This is a genomic window from Paenibacillus turicensis (genome assembly GCF_050461185.1).
In the GTDB taxonomy this organism is placed as follows: Bacteria; Bacillota; Bacilli; order Paenibacillales; family Paenibacillaceae; genus Fontibacillus; species Fontibacillus turicensis_A.
Genome location: NZ_JBCMOR010000005.1, coordinates 1774550 through 1799647, shown reverse-complemented (window position 1 = coordinate 1799647; position 25098 = coordinate 1774550). Strand labels below are relative to the sequence as shown.

Here is a 25098-nt window from a genome sequence, read left to right as displayed (position 1 = left end):
TGTGAATGGCAGTAACTTCTAAGGAACTATTGAACATCGCTGTTGAAGCAGCAGACGATAAAAAGGCAATGAATATTGTAGCACTTGATTTGCAAGGGGTTTCTTTAATTGCAGATTATTTTGTTATTTGTCATGGTAATTCAGACACACAAGTGCAGTCTATTGCGACTGAAATTCGCAAACGTGTTCAAGAAGCAGGTGCAGTGATCAAAGGGATTGAAGGGATGAACTCTGCTCGTTGGGTATTAATGGACTTAGGTGATGTTGTTGTTCATGTATTCCATCGTGATGAAAGAGAGTTTTATAACATTGAGCGTCTGTGGTCAGATGCTAAGATTGTGGAGCGTGTATGAGCTTGATAGCAGGAACAATTGAAGTTTTACGTGTAGATCGGGAGCATTCTCCTTATGGATATTTTTTAAAGGGGGATACGCAGGATGTGTTATTGGCTTATTCTGAGTTAAACCCAGAAGGTTTCAAGCTAAATCCAGGACAAGATATAGAGGTGTTTTTATTTCATGATACAGAAGGCCGCCTTGCAGCTACAATGTATCGTCCTGCACTATTGTTAGGTGAGCTTGCTTTGTTAGAAGTTGCAGATATTCACCCAAGACTAGGTTGTTTTTTAGAGATGGGACTTGCGCGTCAATTACTTTTACCACTTAGTGAGTTACCGGAATTGCCGGAATTACGCCCGCAAATTGGGGATAAAGTGTATGTTTTAATGGAGCATGATAAGCAAGGCAGACTCAAAGCGAAGCTTGCTGGCGAATTGGAGTTATCTCCACTGTGCTTCCATGCTCCTACAACATGGAATAATGAATGGTTTGAAGCACTTGTCTACAAAACGTTGCAGATGGGAACATTTGTTGTCGTTGATGGGGGTGTGCTTGGTTTTGGTGCGATCGGCATGGTGCATTCCTCTGAACGTACTCGTTTATTGCGTCTTGGTGAAAAGGTTAAGGTTCGTGTGACGCATGTTCGGGATGATGGACGTGTTAATTTATCGATGGTGCCTCGTAAAGAAATCGGCAGAGAAGTTGATTCAGATATGATTTACGAGTACTTAAAAGGCAGGGAAGATGGTGCTATGCCATATTCGGATGCTACGCCACCTGATTTAATTAAGCAACGCTTTGGTATTAGTAAAGCAGCATTTAAACGTGCGATTGGCAAATTGCTAAAGGAAGGCAAAATCACACAAAAGGAAAATTGGACTTATTTAACTAATGCTGAGCATTCCACCACCGATACGGATTCAGAAGACAAATAGGCAAATAACTATAGTCTATCATTGTCTAAAAAAGGATGGGTGATCACCGATGGAGGCTTACGGCAGGTTTGCCTATGTATATGACCAACTGATGGGGGACATGCCTTATGCAGACTGGATTTCTTTCGCTAAAAAGGTATGGGACAAAACAGGAAGCGATCCAAAAAGTATAGTTGATTTAGGTTGTGGTACAGGCAGTATTACGATCCCTTTAGCTGAAATGGGTTATATTGTGACAGGAATTGATTTGTCAGAGGACATGTTAGCTGTCGCGCAGGATAAGCTAGAGCAAGTAAGTAAAACGTCTCCACTGCTAAGGAAAGCACAGGTGCGGTTAGTTCAGCAGGATATGACAAGATGGGAAATGCCACAGCAGGTAGATTCGGTCATTTCCTTTTGTGACTGCATAAATTATCTGCTAACTGAATCAGCAGTTGTGCAAGCCTTTGAAGCTACATATTCAGCTCTGCGTTCTGGCGGAAGCTTTATATTTGATGTGCACCATCCCAATACATTTATTGCTTATGATGAAGGTCAGCCTTATGTATACGATGATGATGCGATATCTTATATATGGACCTGTGATTATGAGGAAAACCTTCGCCAAATTGAGCATAATCTTAGCATTTTTGTACAAGAGGGTGGAGAAAATTCTTCACATTATCGGCGTTTTGAAGAGGTGCATACACAACGTGCTTACTCGATAGACTGGATGATGCAGTCATTGTACGCTTGCGGCTTCAAGCAAGTGGACTGTTACAGCGACTTCTCGGAAGAACCACCAACTGAGGAAACCTCACGACTATTTTTTGTGGCGATAAAGTAAACGTACCCTTAAATTTTATCTCAAAAAACCCTTAAAGCCTTGCAACTGCAATGGTTTTAAGGGTTCCTTTTTTTTTCTAAAAATAAATTCATAGTTATTGTGGTTGTTATTCAGTATAATTAATATTAGATCGTTTTTTGTTCGGGGTATTACATGTTAGTTCAGCATGCTCCTATAAAAAAATATAAGCTTTCAAATAGGACTTTACAAGGATTGGTACTTGACGTAGTCAGGCACTTATTTTTGCTATGAGCCTTAATTATAAATGGTATATTTTCATGAAGAGAGGATTAATCACATAATGAATCAAGTATTAAGCAAACCTGCGAAGACACAACGACGTCCTAAGTCGTCACCGCCACCAGTCCGCGTTTTTTCACTAGGAGGAATCGGTGAAATTGGTAAAAACATGTATGGTATTGAGTATAAAAATGAAATCATCCTCATTGATGCTGGCTTGAAATTTCCTGATTCCAAGCTTTCAGGTATCGATTATATTATTCCTGACATGACTTATCTTGTGAATCAAAGTCATAAAATTAAGGGTTTATTTTTAACGCATGGTCACGAAGATCATATTGGTGCTATTCCCTTCTTGCTCAAACAGTTATCCATTCCAATTTATGGTGGAGCACTTACGATTGGTTTAGTGAAGGCAAAGCTTGAAGAATACCGTTTAAAGGGTCAAGCAGAGTTACATGTTTTTAGTGAAAATGATCACTTTGAATTTCAACATCTTGCTGTTCATTTTTTCCGTACTACACATAGTATTCCGGATGCATTTGGTATTGTGGTAGATACACCTTATGGGGCTGTTGTGCATACAGGTGATTTTAAATTTGATTTTACACCCGAGGATCTTCCTGCCAACCTTCCTAAAATGGCAAACGTAGGTGGGAAAGGCGTTTTAGCGCTATTAGCAGATAGTACGAATAGTGAAAAAGATGGGTTTACACCTTCTGATCGCAAAGTGGGACAAGCCATTATGGAGTCTTTTCGTGAATGTAAGGGCAGAATTTTATTTGCTGCGTTTGCCTCAAATGTGAATCGCTTACAACAAGTCGTAGAAGCTGCGATCAAATGTGATCGTAAAATTGCAGTTATCGGTAGAAGTATGGAAAAAGTGTTTACAATTGCACAGGAGTTAGGCTACATTCGTCTTCCAGAAGGCTTGTTAATAGATGTGAAGCACATTGATAGATATGAGGAAAATCGTATTTTAATTTTATGTACAGGTAGTCAAGGCGAGCCTAATGCGGCATTAAGCCGGATTGCTTCTGGTGCTCATCGCTCTGTACAGATCTACCCAGGTGACTCTGTTATTTTCTCAGCTTCACCGATTCCAGGTAATACGCAAAATATTAACCGTAGCATTGATATGCTGATGCGCGCAGGTGCGAATGTAATTTACGGACCTTCGTGGGGAATTCATGCCTCAGGTCATGGATGTAGAGAAGATTTAAAGCTAATGCTCAGCTTTATAAGACCTAAATTTTTTATTCCAATTCACGGAGAATACCGGATGCTATTATCTCATCGTAATCTAGCAATCCAGACAGGAATCCAAGAAAAGAATATTTTTGTGATGGATATTGGTGATACCGTTTCTCTGTATCGTAATCGTGCAAAACGTGGAAGAGCCATTCCTGCGGGTGAGGTCATGATTAGCAATGGGGAAATGCGTAGCTTTGAAGATGAATTGATTGAAGAACGTGAGGAGCTGGCACAAGAGGGCGTTGTCATTGTTGTGATGACTGTAGATAAAACTACACAGCAAATATTATCAGGCCCAGATATTGTGACGCGTGGATTTGTGTATATGCAGGATGCGAGACCTTTGCTCCGCCGTGCTGAAACTGCACTTCGTAAAAACTTAAATCGACTAGGTGAACGTCAAGAATATGACCATGCATTATGGACAAAAACGACCCATAAGGTTTTGCGTAGACATTTTACGAAGGAAGTTGGCAGAACACCTCACATCATGCCATCAATTATGGAGATTTAACTTGAAATCATGGCTCAATTTAGAAATTAGTACATGACAACGATAGAGGCTGGAAGCTACGACTCAGAGAGTTCTTGCGATTGTTGTTAAAATCATATTCCTATTATTGAAGTATATTTATGGATGAAATTTGATTTTAAGAGACAACCTTAAGAATCTCTCTTTCTCTTCGCTAGTTTAGGTTAGTGGTCAAGTACTGATTTCAAGATTGAGCCAAATTTATAGTTTAGAAAATAAAGTTTAGTTGCGTTTTTCTGCGAAAGAACTTATCTTTTTTCGCAAAATACGCAACTTAATTGGTTAATATACGTTAGGTGTTATGTGGTTTATATTTTTACCCTATAACATTTTGGATGAAAATTAGAGCTATTGGAGGGTTTCATGTTGTTGTCAAGCAATCAGAGTAGTAAGTCTGGGGTGTTACAGCGTATTTCATATGCTATTTTTAAGGATAAGCGTCCCGCAGTCTTTATTAGTCTAGTAGTTATCTTTATTTTAGGTGCTTATTTGAGATTTGATTTCATTACTTCTGTTAAGCACAATGTGAGTCATGATACAAAAGGTTATGACATTCTAGTTCGTCAGTTGTTTGAAGATGGTGTATACGCCTATAAGGATACAAAGCCAAATGCACAGGTAACACCTGGGTATCCTATTTTTATGGCTGCTGTTTATAAAATGGTAGACTATCAGAATCATGATCCTTATCCCTATATTAGATACATACAAGTTGGGATCAGCTTGCTAACCATGTATATCATTTATCGTTTAGCTAGAAGATTAGGAGGCACTGGGGTAGGGATAGCTGCAACAGCAATTTCTGCCATTTATCCTTCTTTTGTATGGAGTAATGGGGCCGTATTAACAGAAGTATTATGTACGTTTTTCCTAACGATGTATTTGTATATGCAATTGGTTGCATTTGAGAAAAAGACCTGGCCGTATGCACTTGGTAGTGGTCTGTTACTAGGGCTAACGGTTCTTGTAAGACCAGAGTTTTTACCTTTGATTGTTGTTTGCCACGCTGTCGCCTATCTATGGAAAAGAAATTGGAAGGAAATTTTGAAGCTACTTATCATTACTAGCTTAGGTTTAGGTATTGCGTTATCTCCATGGGTCATTCGTAATATCGTTACTTTAAATAAAGTTGTTGTAGCTTCCACTCAAGTTAATCCATTTGCTGCTGGAACCTATCCAAACAAAAACTATGATGATGATATGGTTGATAGAAAAGGCAAAACACAAATGGAAGTGGCTAAAGAGCGCCTTTATGTTGGTTTTACACAACATACTTGGGAATATGTCCAATGGTACACCGTTGGTAAGCTAGTTTATACCTACGGAAAAATGTTTTTTGGTGCTGGACATAGCCCGTATTATGAAGTCATTCCGTTGCTTCCTAGAAATGCATTACATTGGCTGTTAATTGGGTTCTTCCCAGTAACATTAGTGGCATGTATTAGGCGTTGGAGACAACCAGCGTTTATGTTTTTGACTGTGATCGTAGCCATGTCTATGGTTCGTTTATTGTTTGTACCAGAGACACGTTATAACTATACAGTAATGCCGCTCATTATCATATTAGATTGCTTAGTTGCAGCAGGCATTATCAAATGGTTTAAGCAAAGAAAGCAGCCGATGATTCAACAAAAATGAGGATGAGGTGTTAAAAAATTGAATTTTCAGATTAAAAATTTCGTTGTAAAGTTGTTAGCTTTTGTTATGGTTTTCGTTTTAATTATGCCACAGACACTCGCGTTTGCAGAGCAATCGATAGATTCAACTAAAAAACAAGAGGACACTACAAATACAAGCAATCAAGAATCATCTTCAGGTTCAGGTGCTAAGGAAGGTACAACTGTAGAGCAAAATACTAGCTCTGACGCTGCTACACCTGTCGATCCTTCCAAACAAGAAGATCCTACTAAATCGGTAGACTCTACTAACTCTGTGACTGATGAGGGTAAACCTTCTACGGAAGTAAATCCAACTACGGAGCAAAATGCTACAACTGAAGGTGATGGCTTACTCGTTTTATATATGAACAGCACGAAAATGGAGCAAAACGGACAGGTATTTCAATCTTCATCTCCGATGACAGTGAAAAAGGGAGTTTCATATGTAGGTGTTCGCTCCTTAACGAAGCAAATTGGCTATCAATTTATATATTTGCCTGAAACAAAGGAGTTCGTAATTACGTATGAAGGTCATGAGCTAAAATTCAAAGTAGATACGACTGAATATATGGTGGATGGTGCACAGCAAACTATGCGTGGTGCCGTTTACCAAGAAAAAAATGTAACGATGGTTCCACTTACTGCAATTATGACTGCATTAAATATCCCTTATACTGTTGATGGTAAAAAAGTGATTTTACAGCTCCAAACAGGCGAGGAAGAGCCAGTTCCACAGCCAATTCCGCCAGTAGCTCTTTTTACAACAGACAAAACGGAATATAGAATTGGGGAAAAAATCTACGTTAGTGATCAATCCACTCCAGGGAATAGTGAAATTGTAAGTCGGAAGTGGAGCGAAAATTGGCAAAGCCAAAGACCCGCATTTTTCTCCGCAGGTCCAAAAAGCATTACATTAACAGTAACAGATAAAAATGGACTAACTTCTGAGCATACTGTAACAATTAATATTTCAAATGAAGTATTGTATACAGAAGCACAATTTAATATGCTATTTACAGAAGTAGGACAAAAATTTCCACTTGGTGAAAAAAGCGTACTTTCCTTTGATAGAGTTCCCTTTACTTTCACACCTGAGCCTTATACACTTTTTAGAAGTAGTGGTCCTGAGACGGTAACAACTGAAGGGATCTTGTATAGCGACATTATTCAAGGCAATACTCGTTTTATGATCCATCATGGCAATAAGATTGGTGAAAAAGCGAAGCTATATGTAATTGCCCAAAACGATAACATGACAGAAACTACGATTAGTACTGCGAGTTATGGCGTTGCTGGCCCTAGTGAGCACCCAGATATTACTGGACGTGTTTCTTTTCAAAGATATTTGGAAAATTCATTAACAGGTAGCAAAGTTAGTGATACTACGTTGTTGCCAGGAGAGAGTAAATTAATTTTAAAAGACTTAAGTGTTAGCACAATGGGTCAAGGACAAGTATTATCATTGTTTGGTGATGTATACAGCGACAACCCAATCAAATATACTGTAGTTATAGTTAAAGCTGGCAGTGATCCGTTAAAGGCAATTGCTACATTGCCAAATCTTGATCCAAAAGAATCGATTGTTCGCGGAACTTTCACTGACTCCACGAGAGTTTTCCGTTATACTGAATTGTTAGGAGCTAAGGATCAACGTTTACCGCTTACAGATAATTCTGTTGATTTGTTCCAACAAGGTTATGATGGTATTATGGGAACCTCTGCAATTAACTCAGGGAACTATGGTGTAGTGTACAAGCTCCAGCTTGAACGTGTTGCACCTAATACATTGATAACATTTAATCCACGTGGTGGCTTGTTCCTTGGTGCAGCGATGGTAAATGGTAAAGTGGTTAGCTTCTCACATTCAGATGCCACACCAACCACGTCAGCAAGTGTACTTTATCGTACAGGTAGCAGTGAAGAAAAGGTAGAGATCATTTTGACACCTTCTGCTGGCAGCAATATGCCATTTAACTTATTGTTTATGCCGATGCCACAAATAAAGAATTAGTAATAACAGAGATGAAGAATTGAATTTCCGGAGGTCATTATTGTGAAGATTCTGTTGATCATACCCGCCTACAATGAAGAAAAGAATATCGGACGTATCCTCGATGTTTTGTGCCGGGACTATAAAGATGTAGATGTACTTGTTGTTAATGATTGCTCTACAGATAAGACCTCAGAGGTGGTACAGCAATTTCCGGTAGCTTTAGTTAATCTTCCTTGTAATCTTGGTATTGGTGGGGCTGTGCAAACAGGATACAAATATGCCTGGGAAAAAGGATATGACATTGCAGTGCAAGTGGACGGAGATGGACAGCATAACCCAGCCTATTTAAAAGATATCCTTCAACCATTAATCGATGGTGAAGCTGATTTAGTCATTGGCTCTAGATATATTGATAAAACTGGGTTTCAATCCACTCGCTTAAGAAGAGTTGGGATCGTTTATTTCTCCAAATTGCTTAAAATGTGTACAGGTCAGCTTATTACCGATCCTACCTCTGGATTTAGAGCATGTAATAAGGCAGTAATAGAGATGTTTTCTAAAAGATATCCTGTCGATTATCCTGAACCAGAATCGATTATGTTTCTAAAGCGTAATCAGTTCAGAATTAGTGAAGTAGCGGTCCAAATGGAAGCAAGGCTGCAAGGGAAATCTTCAATTACTTCTTTTAAATCCGTATACTATATGGCAAAAGTATCGATGGCGATACTAATTGATAGTATGCGTAAGCAAATAGTGTAGGAGCTCTAGTATGATATCATTTAAATTTCAGATTATATTAATTGTTGGTGCTTTGTTTTGTTTTTTTGCTTTAATCAATTTAATTAGAAAATATAAACTAGAGCTAAGATATTCTCTTCTTTGGATGATTGTGATGCTGCTGATTTTAGTATTAGCAATCGATCCGCATTTAGTAGGATGGGTATCTAAGGGAATGGGCGTTGAATTGCCTGTAAATGCTGTGTTTTTCCTCACAATCTTTGGCTTAACTGTGATTGTTTTTTCCTTAACGGTTACGGTGTCTAAGCTGACGACAAAAATCAAGGAATTATCACAGCAATTAGGAATTATGCAACATCATTTAAATGAGCTTAAACAACATGAACAACATAAATCCTAAAGGTGCGTACAGTTTACTATCAAGTACTCATCATTGACATTTCGTCATTTTTAGATATAATTGTTTGTGATATTTACAAATGTAGGCTATGACGAGGAGTAGTATTTTATTGTTCCCTATGCAGAGAGTTGGTGGCAGGTGCAAACCAACAGGGTTAAATAGAAGAACTCGCCTTTGAGCTATGATATAACGTTACCTTAAGGTTATCGTGCTTAAGCTGTAACAGAAATATCATCGTTTTCATCCGCGTTAAGGATGCAAAGTGAGCAGCGGGCAAAGTATGTCCAAAGCTAACTAGGGTGGTACCACGGGAACTAGACCTCTCGTCCCTAGCGATTATGCGCTAGGGGCGGGAGGTTTTTTTGAAATACCGACTATACAAGCGATAACAAAAAATGAATGGACTTTTTGTCACAACTAAGGAGGATTTACAATGGGTCATGACGTGTATAATGCACAAGCCATTGAGCCAAAATGGCAGCAGTACTGGGATGAGCAAGCAACATTTAAAACAAGAGAAGATGAAGGGAAACCTAAATTTTATGCGATGGATATGTTCCCCTATCCGTCAGGAGCAGGTTTGCACGTAGGACACCCTGAAGGGTATACAGCTACAGATATCGTATCTCGCTATAAGAGAATGTTAGGCTATAATGTGCTTCATCCTATGGGATGGGATGCATTTGGACTTCCGGCAGAGCAATATGCAATCCAGACAGGAGAACATCCTCGTGATATTACAGTTAAAAATATTGACAATTTCCGTCGTCAAATTAAATCATTAGGATTTTCTTATGATTGGGATCGTGAGTTTAGTACAACGGACCCTGAATATTACAAATGGACACAATGGATTTTTATTCAGTTATATAAAAAAGGACTTGCTTATGTTGCTGAGGTGCCTGTGAACTGGTGTCCTGCATTGGGTACAGTACTAGCTAATGAAGAGGTTATTGACGGTAAAAGTGAACGTGGCGGTCATCCAGTCGTACGTAAACCGATGCGTCAATGGATGTTAAAAATTACAGCCTATGCAGATCGTTTGCTTGAGGATTTGGAGGAACTAGACTGGAGCGAAAGCATTAAGGATATGCAGCGCAACTGGATTGGTAAATCTGAAGGTGCTGAGGTTGAATTTAAAATTGAAGGTCATGATGCTAAGTTAACAGTATTTACGACTCGACCAGATACGTTGTTTGGTGCTAGCTATGCGGTACTTGCACCAGAGCATGAGCTTGTTGCCTCCATTACTACTACGGAGCAGCTAGATGCAGTGAAGGCTTATCAAGAGCAAGCCTCACATAAAAGTGATCTGGAAAGAACAGACTTAGCAAAAGATAAGTCAGGTGTATTTACAGGTGCTTATGCGATTAACCCAGTGAACGGCGCTAAATTGCAAATCTGGATTGCAGATTATGTATTAGCTGGTTATGGTACAGGGGCAATTATGGCGGTTCCAGGTCATGATGAGCGTGACCACGAATTTGCTAAAAAATTCGACTTACCGATTATCGAGGTTGTTTCTGGTGGAAATATTGAAGAAGAGGCTTATGCAGGAGATGGACCGCACGTCAATTCCGATTTCATTAATGGTCTTCATAATGCAGAAGCAATTAAAGAAATGATCGCTTGGCTTGAGAAAAATGGCCATGGTAAAGGAAAAATTACTTACCGTTTACGTGATTGGTTGTTTAGCCGTCAACGTTATTGGGGTGAGCCGATTCCAATTATTCATTTGGAAGATGGCACAATGAAAACTGTTCCAGAGGATCAATTACCGTTGTTATTGCCTGATGTAGATCATATTAAGCCATCAGGTACGGGCGAATCGCCATTAGCTAATGTTACAGAATGGGTGAATACAACCGATCCAGAAACAGGTCTTCCAGCTCGTCGTGAAACGAATACGATGCCACAGTGGGCAGGTAGCTCATGGTATTACTTGCGTTATATTGATCCACACAATGACAAGGAATTGTGCTCTCTTGAGAAGCAAAAGCAATGGTTACCTGTAGATTTGTACATTGGTGGGGTTGAGCATGCTGTGCTTCACTTGCTGTATGCACGTTTCTGGCATAAGGTATTGTATGATCTTGGTGTCGTGTCTACGAAGGAACCGTTCCAAAAGCTAGTCAACCAAGGTATGATTCTGGGTACAAACAATGAGAAAATGAGTAAATCTCGTGGTAATGTTATTAATCCTGATGAAATTGTGAATGAATTTGGTGCGGATACGTTACGTTTGTATGAAATGTTTATGGGTCCACTTGAATCTACGAAACCTTGGAATGCAAATGGTGTAGAAGGAATTCATCGTTTCTTGGCACGTGTATGGCGTTTATTCGTGACCGAGGATGGTAGCTTAAATGCGAAGATTGGTGCTAATCCTGAAGATACTTCGTTAAATTCAGTATGGCATAAAACAATTAAAAAAGTTACTGAAGATTTTGAAGCATTACGTTTTAATACTGCAATCAGTCAATTGATGATTTTTGTTAATGAAGCCTATAAAGCACCACATATTCCTGTCGAAGCGGCAGAAAACTTTGTACAAATCTTATCACCACTTGCTCCACACATTGCTGAAGAATTGTGGGCACGTTTAGGTCACAATGAGAGCATTACCTATGAGCCATGGCCAACCTATGATGAGGCTTGGACAGTGGAAGCAGAGGTTGAGATCGTTGTACAAGTGAATGGTAAAATTGTTGATCGCACAAAAATAGCGAAGGATTTGGATCAAGCAGGCATGCAGGAGCATGGCATGAGCTTAGATAGCGTTAAGGCAGCCATTGAAGGCAAGACAGTCCGTAAGGTCATTGCAGTCCCAGGCAAGCTTGTTAATATTGTAGTAGGTTAATGGATGAAGGTGGTGAGTATGAACAATGTATAAATCTAAATTCATCCTTGCCATAACATCTGCTGTAATGGGTGCAGGTTTAATGTTCGTTGTCACTGATCTGACATCCTCCCCAGCAATTGAAGGCTGGACTCCGGTTAATCATGCTGTTGCGTCTACGCTAGTGGAGCAGCAACAGTCTCAATCGGAGCATCAGCTTCAATCAGATCAACAAAGTAAACAAGAAAAACCAAACAACAAAGATATTCAAGAACAACAAGGCAAGCTAACTCCTTCTTCTGAAATAAAACAAGAACAAAACCAACAGACAACTAAACGAGTTAATATTAACACAGCAAGTTTAGTTGAATTGCAAAACATACCAGGTGTTGGAGAGAAAAAAGCGCAAACTATTATAGATTATCGTAATAAGCATGGTGCTTTTAAAAAGGTTCAGGATTTGACGAAAGTAAAAGGAATTGGTACAAAAAGCTTTCAGAAAATGAAGCCATTTATTGAAATTGGTTCTTGAACAGAGGAGAAATGTTGGAATGAGTCAAGATGCACGTGCACGTAAGGATTGGGATACGTACTTCATGGACATTGCCTATATGGCATCTACAAGGTGCAGATGTCATCGACGTCATGTTGGGGCTGTATTGGTGCAGGGGAAAAAGCTACTTGGGACAGCTTATAATGGTGCACCTTCTGGTGTACCAGACTGCTCAGAAGCGGGCTGTATGATCGCAGAGGAGTATGAGCTAGCTATTGTGAATGGCCAAGAGCAAATGGTGAAAAAGCAGCGTTGTGTGAGAACGATCCATGCTGAACAAAATTTATTGCTATTCACTGATCGTATTGATCGTGAAGGAGCAAGTGTGTATGTCACAGACCAGCCTTGCTGGACATGTGCCAATATGCTTGCAAATAGCGGTGTACAAGAAGTAGTTTACCATCGAAGTTATCCGAAGGATGCGGATAAGGTGACGAAGCTGATGGAGCAGGTTGGCATTACATTTCGTTGCTTAGCCACCTATGAGCCACCAGAGGTAGCGGTAAGTGAGATTACAAATTAGAGCAGTACTTAAAATTACAAGACCTGAACAAGGAAGAACCTTTAACTACGTGAAGACGTGGCTAGAGGTTCTTTTTTATTGTTAACAATGGTCCAACTGGGCACGGTGATTTGCTGCATGACCGAGTTCCGTCCATTTGCGGAATGAAAGGAGAAGCCAGTGCATTTTATTTCAAAACCATTTGTACCTGTTGCATGTTTATGGATTACAGGATATACCACAGCTTACACTCAAAATGGAACTTCTTGCTGGTTAATGTGGGTGGGATTAAGCCTCATGCTGCCGCTTTTAGGATATGTGACAAAAAATAGCTGGAAACAACTTGTTTTATATTGGATTATTTTCACAAGTGCTATTTTATATTGGAACTATTATGAACAAAAGAATGTAAGTCTGATTGAAGAAAGCAATAAGCATATTCAAGCAGGTACAAAGCTAAAACTGCAAGGTGTTATAGAGGAGCCACCTGAAATAGATGGGGATCGAGTAAGATTTACTTTAGCTGCACATGAAATTGAGTTTATGCCCAAGATTTCCTCTACAAATAAAGAAAAATTAGCTGTACAGCTTACCTTAGCTACAAAAGATGAAATTAACATTGCAAAGACATGGCAACGTGGGAATATTATTTCCTTCTCAGGGACACTAGAGCCACCAAATACGGCTACAAATTTTGAAGGTTTTAATTATCGGCTTTATTTACAAAAGCAAGGCATTCATTGGATTGTTAAGGTTGAAGGAGCCTCGGTGGTCACTTTACTTGAAAAGGAAAGCTTTAGTCCACTAGCATTTTTAGCTCTTGTAGATCTTTTTCGCCAGCATATTGGATCGATTATTGATGAGCTATTTCCCGATTGGCAGGGGGGATATATGAAAGGTTTGCTGATAGGGATAACCGATGATTTATCATCAGATAAATATAATCAATTTACGAACCTTGGCATGACGCATATATTAGCGATATCAGGTACGCATGTCGCCATAAATATTAGCTTAGTGTTTGGATTATTAAGATTATTAAAGGTGACAAGAGAAAGAGCTTATTCTACAGTGTTTTGGTTGCTTCCGGTCTATGTATTTATGACAGGTTTTTCTCCTTCTGTGATCCGAGCAGGCTTAATGACCATGTTAGGCATCTTTTTATTAAAAAGAAGGTTACTTAAGAATGGACTAAACACACTTAGCGCTGTAGCCTTTGTCATGTTAATGTGGCAACCTTATTACTTATTTAACATTAGCTTTCAGCTTTCGTTTGCCGTCACCGCTGGGATCATCATATTTACACCATTCATAAAACCCTATTTATTGTGGCTCCCAGCTAAAATTAGAGGTGGCATTGCCATTACAATTGCTGCTGAATTAATTTCCTTTCCACTTACCTTATATTATTTTAATCAATATTCGTTGTTGTCTATGCTTGCGAACTTAGCTCTGGTTCCTATTATTAGTGCTGTAACGTTACCAGTTGGGACAATTTCCTTGCTACTAGGCTCGATATGGTTACCTCTTGGAAAATGGTTTGCTTTTATTGTGTACTGGTTAAACCTAGCTACATTTAGTATAACGAAATGGCTAAGTGAACTGTCAGGATTTATGACGTACTGGAAGTCTCCCACGATATTATGGTTAATTGTATATTATGCCATGTTATATCTAATGTTTTATTTGCAGCAAAGACGTAACTTAGAATTAAGTACTAACATAGAATCATATGATGATACTGTACCCTTAGAGCCTGTTAATATTAATAGAGGAAAAGATTCACTTCAATATGTATTTAAAGCTGGACACTATACCTTTTTTATAGCTTGGTTTATGATCATGTTAGTTATTGCTTATCAGCCCCTTAATGAAAGGGGAGTTGGGTATGTGCAATTTATTGATGTTGGGCAAGGTGATTGTATATTAATTACAACCCCTGGTGGGATCAATGTATTAGTTGATGGTGGGGGAACCGTTTCCTTTCGTAAGCCAAAAGATGCTTGGAGGACCAGGAAGGTTCCTTACGAGGTGGGTGAAAAAACCGTCGTTCCTTTGCTTAAGAAGAGAGGGATACATACATTAGACATTGTTATTATGACCCACGCGGATCAAGACCATATTGGTGGGCTTCAAGCTGTGTTATCCCACTTTCCTGTACGAGCCCTAATAACGAATGGGAGTATAGCTAAGTCTAAAACGCTAACGAAGCTATTAGAAACAGCATTAGCTAAAGATATTTCTATTTATTCAGCATACGGAGGCATGGGATTGTCACTTGATCCCTTAACATCTATTGATTTTGTCTATCCTGAAGCTAAGCGAGATGGAGCAATATCTATTATTAAGGATCAAAATCATGAATCTATCGTTTTTTATTTAACGATGGATGGAGTGCGCTTCTTGTTTACTGGTGATATGGATATCGCTGCAGAGGATGAAATTATGAATTTAGAGAAATCTCCTAAGCGATTACAAGCTGAAGTCCTTAAAATAGCTCATCATGGGAGTAAAACTTCGACGTCCTTAAACTGGCTTAAGGCGATAAAACCGAAGCTTGCGGTTATTCCTGTAGGTAGTCGTAACAGCTATGGTCATCCTCACCCAAATGTCTTACAGCACATTGATGAGCAAGGGATTCCAATCTATAGAACTGATCAGAATGGAGAAGTACAAATGAAGGTTGATGGTGGTCGATTGAGTTTTCGTACCTATTCCCATAAATATGATAAATAGAACATTTTTTATTGTTATGAGGAATGATGACGTTAGATGTTTTTTTTGGTATTCTTAATAGGGATTGAAGCAGTTTTATTACTATAAAAATGAGATAAAACTAACAGATTTCATAATTAAATAAAAGATTAAATAATTGTAACTCATATTGCAACATATTTCAGATTAACTACGTCTGTAAGGTTGCAAGGGAGGGGGAGCCTTTTGTGGTAGAGCAGGGACTCATCAGAGCCGCTCAAATGGGCGATCGCGACGCTCTAATCACCCTATTGCGGGATATTCAGGATCATGTATATCGAACGGCATATTATATTCTTAATAATGAACAGGATGCACATGATGCTGCTCAAGAAGCACTCATTCGGATTTACACAAAAATTGATTCTTATCAGGAAAAGGCTCAATTTAAGACATGGGTGCAGCGAATTGTTACGAATATCTGTATTGACAAGTTTAGAAAAGTAAAACCTGTCGTATCCATTGAAGAGCATGATTTAGTTTTTCAAGCGGGTGAAAATGTGGAGCGTGAAGTTATGTCAGGCTATATTGCAGAGGATATTAGAAATGCGATTGAACAGCTTCCTGAGCATCATCGTACGGTAATTACCTTAAGATATCTGCAAGGTTTTTCATACAATGAAATATCTGATTGTTTGGAATTGCCTTTAAATACGGTAAAGTCCTATCTGTTTAGAGCAAGGCAACAGCTTCAACTTCTTCTACAAGATTATCAGAAAGGTGGTGTAACGTAGATGGGATGCCCAGAAGTGATAGAAGAGTGGATGAATCTGTATGTAGATCATGCATTGGACGACGAAGAAGAGAAGCTTTTGTTACAGCATGTACAGTCTTGTCCAGATTGTGCTGAGAAGTTCACATTACTCAAGGAATTGTCCGCTAGGCTGGAGCAGTTGCCTATGGCTACACCAAGCTTTGATCTTGTAGATGCTATTTTGCCACAGCTTCAAGCAATAGATCAGAGACGTAATGAAGAAGCAAGTACAGTGATTCCTATGGTAAGAGATAAAGTAAACCAGACTTCAAAAAGAAGTCGTATTTTTAGAACTGGAGTATTAGGAACCGCGGTAGCCGCAGTTATTTTTGGATTGTTTGTTTACAACCATGAAAATAATAATATGCAGGATGCAGATGGTCAAATTGAGCAGCAAGTTGCATTTGTAGAGGAAAATAGCAGTCTCAATTCCAATTCTCAAAATTCTGAAAATAAACAACTTGTTGAAGCTGAGCAAAATAATAATAAGGTATCTTCAAATGAAGATAGACCTGTTGACACAAAACCTTTAGAGGATCAAGCAACATCTGATCAAAAATCGGTAACGAAAAATAATCCACAGCAACCTCAGAAGGACCAGGCTAAGCAGCCTTCTAATTCAGATGTGGATAAAAAAGGAAAGAGTCCTACTGTAAAACCAGAGAAACAAAATAAGGATGTACAGTCTTCACCTAAAAACCAAGATGCTTCTCGCGGAGCAGGAACTGGGGAAGTAGAGTCTAGCAATCAAGATGAAGGCATAGTGATGCATGAAAATAATGACATGCCAGAAAAGCTGGAATTTTTTAATGGTGATACTTCCATAGGTATGGGAATGACTAGTAATATTAGTCAGTGGGTTTCACCTGATGGCTTATATTCTGTAGAGCTCAATGATGCTCACGTATATCTTTATAAGATTTCGAGTGAATCTAATAAGACGTTACTAATGGATCAAGCAATAGAAGGTGCTTGGGTAGATGGAGCTTGGTCACAGGATGAACAGAATAAATTAACATTCTCATATCGAACAGAGATAGATGGTACGATAAAATCATCCCTTATTGACCCAAAGGTTTTAGAAAAAAATAAATAAAATGATGCACCATTTTAAGAGATATGGAATAGGTTAATATATAAACAGAATTAAAGAGATGTTAAAGCGTCGTGTATGACCGAGGTAGAGATAGTTTCTAGAGCTATCTTCTATCTCGTTTATATAGATGTGACCAAGACAAAGGAATCTGGAGGCGAAATTAGTCCCTTCAGGTTCCTTTGTTGCGTAAATGAGGTTATACCAAGTATCATAGAGAAAGCGAAGAAATGGAATTATAAATAATTATGGCTCAACACAGAAATCGGTTCTTGACAATCTATAAAGTAAGAGGCGACGTAGCAGGGAGTGGCTTCAACCGCTGTTAAGATCCCATTTTCTTTATAACATGTGTTGAATGGATGAAATTGTGATCTTAAAGGCGGACGCGTTCGCTTCTCCACCATCTCCCTGCTCCTTCGCTTCGTTAGCTTATTGTCAAGTACCGATTTTAAGATTGAGCCATAATTATTTAATTTAATTTTTAAAAGGTCGATGAAGAGGATGACTTTAATATGGATGTAAAAACAGCGCTAAAGCAAGTACAGTCTGGAAAGATTTTGCCAATCTACGTATGCTTCGGGACAGAAAAATATCAATTAAATCAATTTATTAAAAAGCTTCAGGACACCGTTGTTGATCAGGATGGACGTGATTTTGGTCTAGCTAATTATGATTTAGCTGAAACCCCAGTGGAGATGGTGGTTGAGGAGGCGGAGATGCTCCCTTTTTTAGTGCCGCAAAAGTTAATTGTAGTTAGGGATAGCAGTGTTTTTACGGCAGGAAAAGACAATCAAAAAATTGCGCATAATATAGATGCTTTAATTGCTTATATGAATAATCCTGCGCCACATAGTGTTATTGTGTTTGTCGTTAATGCTGAAAAACTAGATGAACGCAAAAAGATTGTAAAGCTTATGAAGGGGAATGACGCGGTTATTTCATTTATGCCACTTAGTGCTAATGATCTCATTACATGGGTCGTAGCAGAGGCAAAGTCAAGAGGTTGTGTTATACGCCAAGAGGCGGCACAAGCCTTAATTCAGGCTAGCGGTGTGCATATGGGAGGACTTGCCTCTGAACTGGACAAGTTGTGTTTATTTGTGGGTCAAGGACAAGAGATTGAGGTAGAGGCGATCAATCAGCTTGTAGAGCGTAATACAGAACAAAATGTATTTGTAATGGTGGAGCATATTGCGAACCTTAAGCTTGATCAAGCACTGAATATATTTTATGAATTGTTAAAGCAACGTGAAGAACCAATTAAAATTGTTGCTCTAATTGCAAGGCAATTTAGAATTATGCTACAGGTAAAAGAGCTTAGCGCTCAAAACTATTCTCAACAGCAAATTGCCTCCCAGCTAAGTCTTCATCCCTATGGTGTGAAGGTAGCTGGAGAACAAGCGCGACGGTTCGAAGCTACTCGATTAAAACAATTGCTCGCTAAACTTGCCCAATTAGACTTTGAAATGAAAAGTGGAAAAATGGATAAAGTGCTCGGACTAGAGTTGTTTTTATTGCACTTGGCGGCTTAGTTTGGAAGTTGACAACAATGAAGATGGCCTGCTACAAAACAGAGGGTTCTTTCGATCGTTGTTAAAACCAGATTTCTATTATTAATGAGTAATTTATTGTAGCAATCTGGTTTTAAATACGAACGTTTCACTTCTCCAGAATCCCTCTGTTCCTTCGCTAGTTTAAGTGGGTTGTCAACCTCCAAAATGTAGCCTAAAGCGCATATTAAAATTAGGGACATAGGAATTTTAAGTCCAAAAAGACCTGAACGAATTCGTTCAGGTCTTTGGGCTTAATTTATAAAAGCGACGCTTACGCTTGTGCAGTAAGGGCGTTCAATTTTTTAGTCAAGCGAGATTTTTTACGAGCAGCTGCATTTTTATGGATTAATCCTTTAGTTACAGCCTTGTCCAACTTCTTAGTAGCAACGATAAGAGCTTCTTTAGCAGCTTCTACTTCATTGCTCGCTAGAGCAGTATCAACAGTTTTAACAGCAGTACGCAAAGCAGACTTCTGAGAAGCGTTAAGCGCACGACGTTTGTCATTTGTTTTTACGCGTTTGATAGCGGATTTAATGTTAGGCATTGCATTCACCTCCTGTAAAGCATATAGTAACCCAGATGATTCACAACTTAAAATAGTTTATCATGTGGTGGCATAAAAAGCAATAAATTGATGTTAATCTTTTCAAAGCTATCGTTTTTTGTATAAATGGCAGACATTTCTTGCACACTATAACCTAAGTAACGCAAATAAGGAGGTTATGGTCTGTATGACTCTTGATTTAAGCAAATATTCGGTACGCACAGATTTAGCGATAGAATCGAAAGCCTTTGCGGAAGAAACGTTAGGTTCACCCATCTCTGGATTAATGGAGGATATTGAGGAGCATGATGGAATTAAGGTAACACGTTTAGATATTCAAAATGAAGAAGCCTCCCAGAAAATTGGTAAAATAAAAGGGCATTATGTTACTTTTGAGGTTCCTGGCCTAAGAACTCAAGACACTGAACTACAGGACAAGGTTACACAATCATTTGCAAAGGAGTTTGCTCAATTTTTAAAAAGAATTGGGATAAAATCTGAAGCTAAAGTATTAATCGTTGGTTTAGGCAATTGGAATGTCACTCCAGACGCATTAGGACCGTTAGTAGTTGAGAATATAATGGTGACAAGACATTTCTTTGAGCTAGTTCCCGATCAAGTAAATGAGGGATATCGTGAAGTGAGTGCTGTTGCCCCTGGTGTTTTAGGCATAACAGGAATAGAGTCCAGTGAAATTGTTCAAGGCATCGTTGAGCGAACTAAACCCGATCTTATTATTGCAATCGATGCACTGGCATCACGTTCCTTAGAGCGCGTCAATACGACGATACAGGTTGCTGATATTGGGATACACCCTGGTTCAGGCATTGGCAATAAACGTCGTGGGTTAACGTATGAGGTGCTAGGAGTGCCTTGTATTGCGATTGGTGTTCCTACTGTCTGCTATGCTTCAACGATTGTGAACAACGTATTTGATTTAATGAATCATCATTTTAGTGCCGAGACGGGTGGAAATCAGGCGCAAAGCAAACAAATTATGGGCCTTCTTACTGAACTATCTGAAAATGAGCGGTTAGGATTAGTAAAGGAAGTACTGGAACCGTTAGGGCATGATCTCATTGTTACACCAAAGGAAATTGATAACTTCATTGAAGACATCGCAAATATTATCGCAAGTGGCCTAAATCAAGCATTACACCAAGCGATTAACAACGAAAATGTAGGGGCATATACACATTAACAATTAGGCATACAATTAAGATTCTATAAAATTTCTACATTGAAAGTAAAGAATGAGAGCCATTAGAGATAACAATCTAAGGGCTCTTTTCATTTTCTTAATAATACTTTGGCTAGCATTTGTATTGAGACTCCCTCCGAATCTATATTTTCAGTTCTATATTTTGTGCTAGGTTCATAGATTTGAAATACAAAGACTTTAAAAGACTCACAAGTTTGATAAAGAACTAGTATTTGCACCATACCAAGGAGGCACAAATCTATGAGATTTCGCGCACTAAACATTGCCAAATTTAAAAGAAATATTATGCATATATTAGCTATGGGACAAACCTTACTTGTTTTATCGTTACTCTCTATTGTGTTTTTTGTATTGCTTGGAATAAGCGGTATTGCTGAAAAGCATTTGAATACATCTCCCGTCAGCTCTATGAAAGGACTAGCTAGTTCTCTATCAAGTCACTTTTTTATTAATATGATCGGAATGGAATTGCCTCATAGTACAACTAGTGAGGAGGGATCCGTTTTTGATGGTAAAAAAATCGCGAATGTCGTCTTTCAAATGTTAACGGATGTTAACCCCTCAGACCCTAAAAGCTTGCTAGCTAGAGAAATTCCAGCGCTTGGTGCGGATAGTCCCATTTTGTTACGCGCAGGCTCAGGTAATGATGGAACCTCAGCTCCAGAGGATTATCGAACAGATGAGACAGCACCACATGACATTGGACAGCAGTCAGAGGTAGACCCCTCAGATCCTACAAGTCCGACAGAACCAAAGGACCCACAGGGGAATTCGCAGCCCAACAAAGAGCCCAATACGTCACCCCCTGGAAAAACCGACCCTACCTCACCAGAAAAAGATCCAAACCAACAAGAAGTAAAGCTTACAGGCAAAAATATAGTGATGATTTATCATTCTCACCCACAAGAATCATATAATCCATTAATAGGGAAGGAAAGTAAAAACCCTGGCTCCTCTGATCCTAAAAAAAATATCGCGGTGGTAGGGGACATGTTGAAAACAGAATTGGAGCGTAATGGCATTGACACCTTGCATAAGGTTCAAGATTACGCATCAACGGTTAGTAATTACAACTATAACTATTCCTACAAATATTCACGAGAGACGGTCAAAAAAGCAATGGCTGAAAATGGACAGCTGGAGTATTTTATCGATATACATCGAGATTCACAACGTCATGGTAAAACAACAACAACAATTAATGGTGAAAACTATGCACAGGTTTATTTTATAATCGGACATGGCAACAAAAATTGGCGGAAAAATGAACAGTTTGCTAGCTCTATTCACGAACGAATGGAAAAGGACTATCCAGGTCTGTCACGAGGGATTTGGGGCAAAACATCAAGTCAAGGCAATGGGGAATACAATCAATCCTTATCTGAAAATAGCATTTTAATTGAAATTGGTGGCATCGATAATAGCAAGGAGGAATTAGCGCGAACAACGAAAGTACTTGCTGACATTTTGTCAAATATTTTTTGGGAAGCTCAAGATGCTAAAAAGGTAGATGGCAAAGGGAAATAACAACTTATTACTAATTGGGGGTGTATGGAATGTCAAACGACATAAAAAAGTTATTTTTGTATGGTGTGTTACTTGTTGCAGGGGTTACCTTTGGCATGCAGCTAGCAGAGTCGGGGAATAAAGATACGTATGGTGCACCGCAATATTACGTTCAGCAGCCTCAAGTTCAAACCCAGCAAACCGAGCAAACGGGGCAAATCGGGCAACTAGGGCAAGTACAGCAGGGTCAGCAAGTACAGCAAGGACAACAACTGCAGGCTCAGTCAGCACCTTCTACAGCACCAACAATAACTGCACCCGCAGATATATTGCTACCACCAGCTACTAAGCCTTCAGTAGATAAGTTTGCCGATAAAACAGCTAATTTACTTCAAAAATTGTCTAAGCAAGGCATACATTGGGTTGCTTCATTATTTGGGACTACTGAATAATTGGCACGTTACATTGTTCCCGTTCGGTTTGATATAATAAGTGTTAGATTATTTTAGATGAGATTGAGCCGAGCCGGAGGGAATAGAAGTGAAGAAAATTACAATGCAACAGATTGCGGATCATTTAGGCGTATCGAAGTTTGTGGTGTCTAAGGCGTTATCTGGCAAAGAAGGTGTACATGACACCACACGTGCAAGAGTAATTGAAGCGGCAAGCCAATTAGGCTATTTTGCACAAAAAAATAGATATGCATCTGCCAAGCGATTGATGGAAGCAGAGCATTTAGAGGGTAAAAAGACTGTGCTTGTATTTATGCCTAATATTCGTTTTCAAAATAAAGATTCGTTATATTGGGGTAAAGTGCTAGAAGGAATTTCTCAGGAGCTGGAAAACCAAGGCCTAGGGATGATTATTATGTCTGAGTCTAAAGGAGAGCACATTATTAGTGCCTTGAATCCGCAAGGCTTATTGGGAATCATTGGAATCGGGCAAATGGAAACCTCACTTTTACTTGAGGTACGAGCATTGGACTTACCGATGGTATTCGTAGATCATGAAGATCCATTAATTCCGTGTGACACGATATTCGCTAATAATATGGATGGAATGGCAAGGCTAGTGAATCACCTCATCGGTTTAGGTCATCGCCATTTGCACTTTTTAGGTAATTTATCCTTTTCAAGTAGCTTTTGCGATCGTTGGATCGGTTATCGTCATGTGCTAGAAGATCAAGACCTTATTCCACAGGATCGTCATGATCCCATGCTAAACTTACCTAATATTGAAACTGGTGGATATGAAGAAGAGGTAACATTTTGGATTAAAAGACAAAAAGCCGCAGGAAAGCTTCCTACAGCCTTAATCTGTGCAAACGATCATATCGCCCTCACAGTGATACAGCTTTTAACTCAATTAGGTATACAGGTTCCAACACATATGACCGTCACTGGGTTTGATAATATTGCTGATGCTACGCTGTCTAAGCCAACCTTAACTACTGTAGATGTACCCAAAGCGCAGCTTGGCAAAGTCGCTGTCATAAAGCTGTTAAATCGTGTTGCAAATTCCTTGACAATCTTTGAAAAAACATTGCTATCCGTTGAGCTTGTTCCTCGTGAGTCAAGTCGTGCCATAGAGCAGATTACACAGGAGACATTATTTTGAAAAAGACAAGGACATATTATTCTAATACGCATGAGCATCCTCGAGACTTATTTATTGCTGTGCAAGTAACATAAATTTCTTTGAATAAAAGAGTTGCGTTGCTCTACACAAGCAAAAGAGCGTAAGGCGTCTTGGGGTGTATTTTTTACGTAATCCAGCAGCTTTTTGATAGAGGTTGCCGCCACATGAATTTTTGTATCTGAAGAAGCATAATAAATGTAGACCTCACCATTGTCTCTAGCGATAACTCCATTGCAAAATACAACATTGGAGACATCACCCACGCGTTCCTCGTCTTCGGGAGCAAGTAGATATCCTCCTGGAGCGTAAATGATACGCCATGGCTCTTGCAGGTCAGTTAAAAACGAATATAATACATAACGCAAGCCAGCAGCGGTATTTCGTACCCCATGCGCAATATGAAGCCATCCCTCTGATGTGCGGATTGGCGCAGGGCCTTGCCCATTTTTTACTTCCTTGATGGTATGATACTGACGTTCATCTATAATAATTTCTTTTTCAATTACAGCGTGTTCAATGTTTTTTGCAAGTCCCCAGCCGATGCCCCCGCCTGATCCAGTTTCAATAAAGCCATCCTGTGGTCGTGTATAAAAAGCATAGTGTCCATTTACAAATTCGGGGTGTAAGACAACATTTCGTTGTTGTGGGGATGGGGTGATCAAATCATCTAGCCGCTCCCATTCCTTTAAATCCGTTGTTCTTGCAATTCCGCAAGCCGCAACCGCACTTGAGAGGTCACCACTAGGCGCATTTGGATCTTTACGTTCTGTGCAAAACAGTCCATAAATATAGCCATCTTCATGTTTACATAAACGCATGTCATAAATGTTAATGTCAGGCTGATCATTTTCAGACATAACAATAGGATATTCCCAAAACCTAAAGCCCTCTGTAGGGGAAGTGCTTTCAGCGATAGCAAAAAATGATTTGCGATCTACCCCTTCGACACGTACAGCTAATAAATAACGTCCGTCAATCTCAATTGCTCCAGGATTAAAAACAGCGTTAATCCCCATACGCTCCATAAAATAAGGGTTAGTGTCAGGGTTAAAATCATATCTCCAAAATAAAGGAGTGTGTGCTGCGGTTAATATAGGATGCTCATAACGTTGAAATATTCCGTTGCTAAGTGTCAGCGGGGGATTGGGACGTGATATAAGCTGTTCATAATGATTACTCAGTACATATTTGCGTTGTTCAAATACAGTTGCCATCGAAGAACC

At 39.2% G+C, this 25098-nt stretch carries 21 protein-coding genes and 1 other annotated feature; of the genes, 19 read left to right on the top strand and 2 right to left on the bottom strand.

Annotated features, from left to right (window positions below):
* Positions 1–5: 5 nt before the first annotated feature.
* From rsfS to holA, 15 genes are all read left to right on the top strand, one after another.
* Positions 6–353, top strand: coding sequence for a ribosome silencing factor (rsfS, locus tag ABE099_RS10540; RefSeq protein ID WP_430030050.1), 348 nt, complete (start codon positions 6–8; stop codon positions 351–353).
* On the top strand, positions 350–1273 hold the full coding sequence (locus ABE099_RS10535; RefSeq protein ID WP_430030048.1) for a CvfB family protein: 924 nt from the start codon (positions 350–352) through the stop codon (positions 1271–1273). The genes rsfS and ABE099_RS10535 overlap by 4 nt, the downstream gene beginning before the upstream one ends.
* A 49-nt stretch (positions 1274–1322) precedes the next feature.
* Positions 1323–2099 carry a class I SAM-dependent DNA methyltransferase gene (locus tag ABE099_RS10530; protein ID WP_430030046.1) on the top strand — a complete coding sequence of 259 codons (777 nt, stop codon included), beginning with the start codon at positions 1323–1325 and terminating at the stop codon, positions 2097–2099.
* 301 nt (positions 2100–2400) lie between these two features.
* Positions 2401–4107: a ribonuclease J gene (locus ABE099_RS10525; RefSeq protein WP_430030044.1), complete on the top strand. Its 1707-nt coding sequence runs from the start codon at positions 2401–2403 to the stop codon at positions 4105–4107.
* A gap of 381 nt (positions 4108–4488) precedes the next feature.
* The gene (locus ABE099_RS10520; RefSeq protein WP_430030042.1) at positions 4489–5763 is read left to right on the top strand and encodes an ArnT family glycosyltransferase; all 1275 of its coding nucleotides are present in this window, start codon (positions 4489–4491) and stop codon (positions 5761–5763) included.
* Between the two features lie 84 nt (positions 5764–5847).
* Positions 5848–7794, top strand: coding sequence for a stalk domain-containing protein (locus ABE099_RS10515; protein WP_430030040.1), 1947 nt, complete (start codon positions 5848–5850; stop codon positions 7792–7794).
* 42 nt (positions 7795–7836) lie between these two features.
* A complete protein-coding gene (locus tag ABE099_RS10510) occupies positions 7837–8535 on the top strand; it encodes a glycosyltransferase family 2 protein (protein ID WP_430030037.1) in 699 nt (232 codons plus the stop codon).
* 10 nt (positions 8536–8545) lie between these two features.
* Positions 8546–8914 (top strand): DUF2304 domain-containing protein, encoded by a 369-nt coding sequence (locus ABE099_RS10505; protein WP_430030035.1) that lies wholly within the window; start codon positions 8546–8548, stop codon positions 8912–8914.
* A 79-nt stretch (positions 8915–8993) separates the two neighbouring features.
* Positions 8994–9248, top strand: a binding site (T-box leader).
* A 99-nt stretch (positions 9249–9347) separates the two neighbouring features.
* Complete coding sequence (leuS, locus tag ABE099_RS10500; protein WP_430030032.1) at positions 9348–11774, top strand: leucine--tRNA ligase; 2427 nt, start codon at positions 9348–9350, stop codon at positions 11772–11774.
* A 25-nt stretch (positions 11775–11799) separates the two neighbouring features.
* Entirely contained in the window at positions 11800–12285 is a 486-nt protein-coding gene (locus ABE099_RS10495) for a ComEA family DNA-binding protein (protein WP_430030029.1), read from the top strand.
* 19 nt (positions 12286–12304) lie between these two features.
* Positions 12305–12829 carry a deoxycytidylate deaminase gene (locus ABE099_RS10490; RefSeq protein WP_430030026.1) on the top strand — a complete coding sequence of 175 codons (525 nt, stop codon included), beginning with the start codon at positions 12305–12307 and terminating at the stop codon, positions 12827–12829.
* Between the two features lie 159 nt (positions 12830–12988).
* The gene (locus tag ABE099_RS10485; protein ID WP_430030024.1) at positions 12989–15544 is read left to right on the top strand and encodes a DNA internalization-related competence protein ComEC/Rec2; all 2556 of its coding nucleotides are present in this window, start codon (positions 12989–12991) and stop codon (positions 15542–15544) included.
* A 206-nt stretch (positions 15545–15750) separates the two neighbouring features.
* Positions 15751–16296 carry an RNA polymerase sigma factor gene (locus tag ABE099_RS10480; protein ID WP_430030022.1) on the top strand — a complete coding sequence of 182 codons (546 nt, stop codon included), beginning with the start codon at positions 15751–15753 and terminating at the stop codon, positions 16294–16296.
* Positions 16297–17412, top strand: a complete 1116-nt coding sequence (locus tag ABE099_RS10475; protein ID WP_430030020.1) for an anti-sigma factor family protein — start codon at positions 16297–16299, stop codon at positions 17410–17412.
* A 512-nt stretch (positions 17413–17924) separates the two neighbouring features.
* Complete coding sequence (gene holA / locus ABE099_RS10470) at positions 17925–18944, top strand: DNA polymerase III subunit delta (protein WP_430030017.1); 1020 nt, start codon at positions 17925–17927, stop codon at positions 18942–18944.
* A gap of 292 nt (positions 18945–19236) precedes the next feature.
* Here holA and rpsT read toward each other — a convergent pair whose 3' ends face one another.
* The gene (gene rpsT, locus ABE099_RS10465; RefSeq protein WP_210087954.1) at positions 19237–19509 is read right to left on the bottom strand and encodes a 30S ribosomal protein S20; all 273 of its coding nucleotides are present in this window, start codon (positions 19507–19509) and stop codon (positions 19237–19239) included.
* A 187-nt stretch (positions 19510–19696) separates the two neighbouring features.
* Here rpsT and gpr point away from each other — a divergent pair, with 187 nt between their 5' ends.
* From gpr to ABE099_RS10445, 4 genes are all read left to right on the top strand, one after another.
* Positions 19697–20710, top strand: coding sequence for a GPR endopeptidase (gene gpr / locus ABE099_RS10460; protein WP_430030015.1), 1014 nt, complete (start codon positions 19697–19699; stop codon positions 20708–20710).
* 261 nt (positions 20711–20971) lie between these two features.
* A complete protein-coding gene (locus ABE099_RS10455) occupies positions 20972–22258 on the top strand; it encodes a stage II sporulation protein P (protein ID WP_430030013.1) in 1287 nt (428 codons plus the stop codon).
* Positions 22259–22287: 29 nt separating this feature from the next.
* Positions 22288–22689, top strand: a complete 402-nt coding sequence (locus tag ABE099_RS10450; RefSeq protein ID WP_430030011.1) for a hypothetical protein — start codon at positions 22288–22290, stop codon at positions 22687–22689.
* Between the two features lie 88 nt (positions 22690–22777).
* Positions 22778–23854, top strand: coding sequence for a LacI family DNA-binding transcriptional regulator (locus ABE099_RS10445; RefSeq protein ID WP_430030009.1), 1077 nt, complete (start codon positions 22778–22780; stop codon positions 23852–23854).
* 47 nt (positions 23855–23901) lie between these two features.
* On the opposite strand, the gene ABE099_RS10440 is transcribed toward ABE099_RS10445, so the two are convergent.
* Positions 23902–25089 carry a glycoside hydrolase family 130 protein gene (locus ABE099_RS10440; RefSeq protein ID WP_430030007.1) on the bottom strand — a complete coding sequence of 396 codons (1188 nt, stop codon included), beginning with the start codon at positions 25087–25089 and terminating at the stop codon, positions 23902–23904.
* Between the last annotated feature and the right edge of the window lie 9 nt (positions 25090–25098).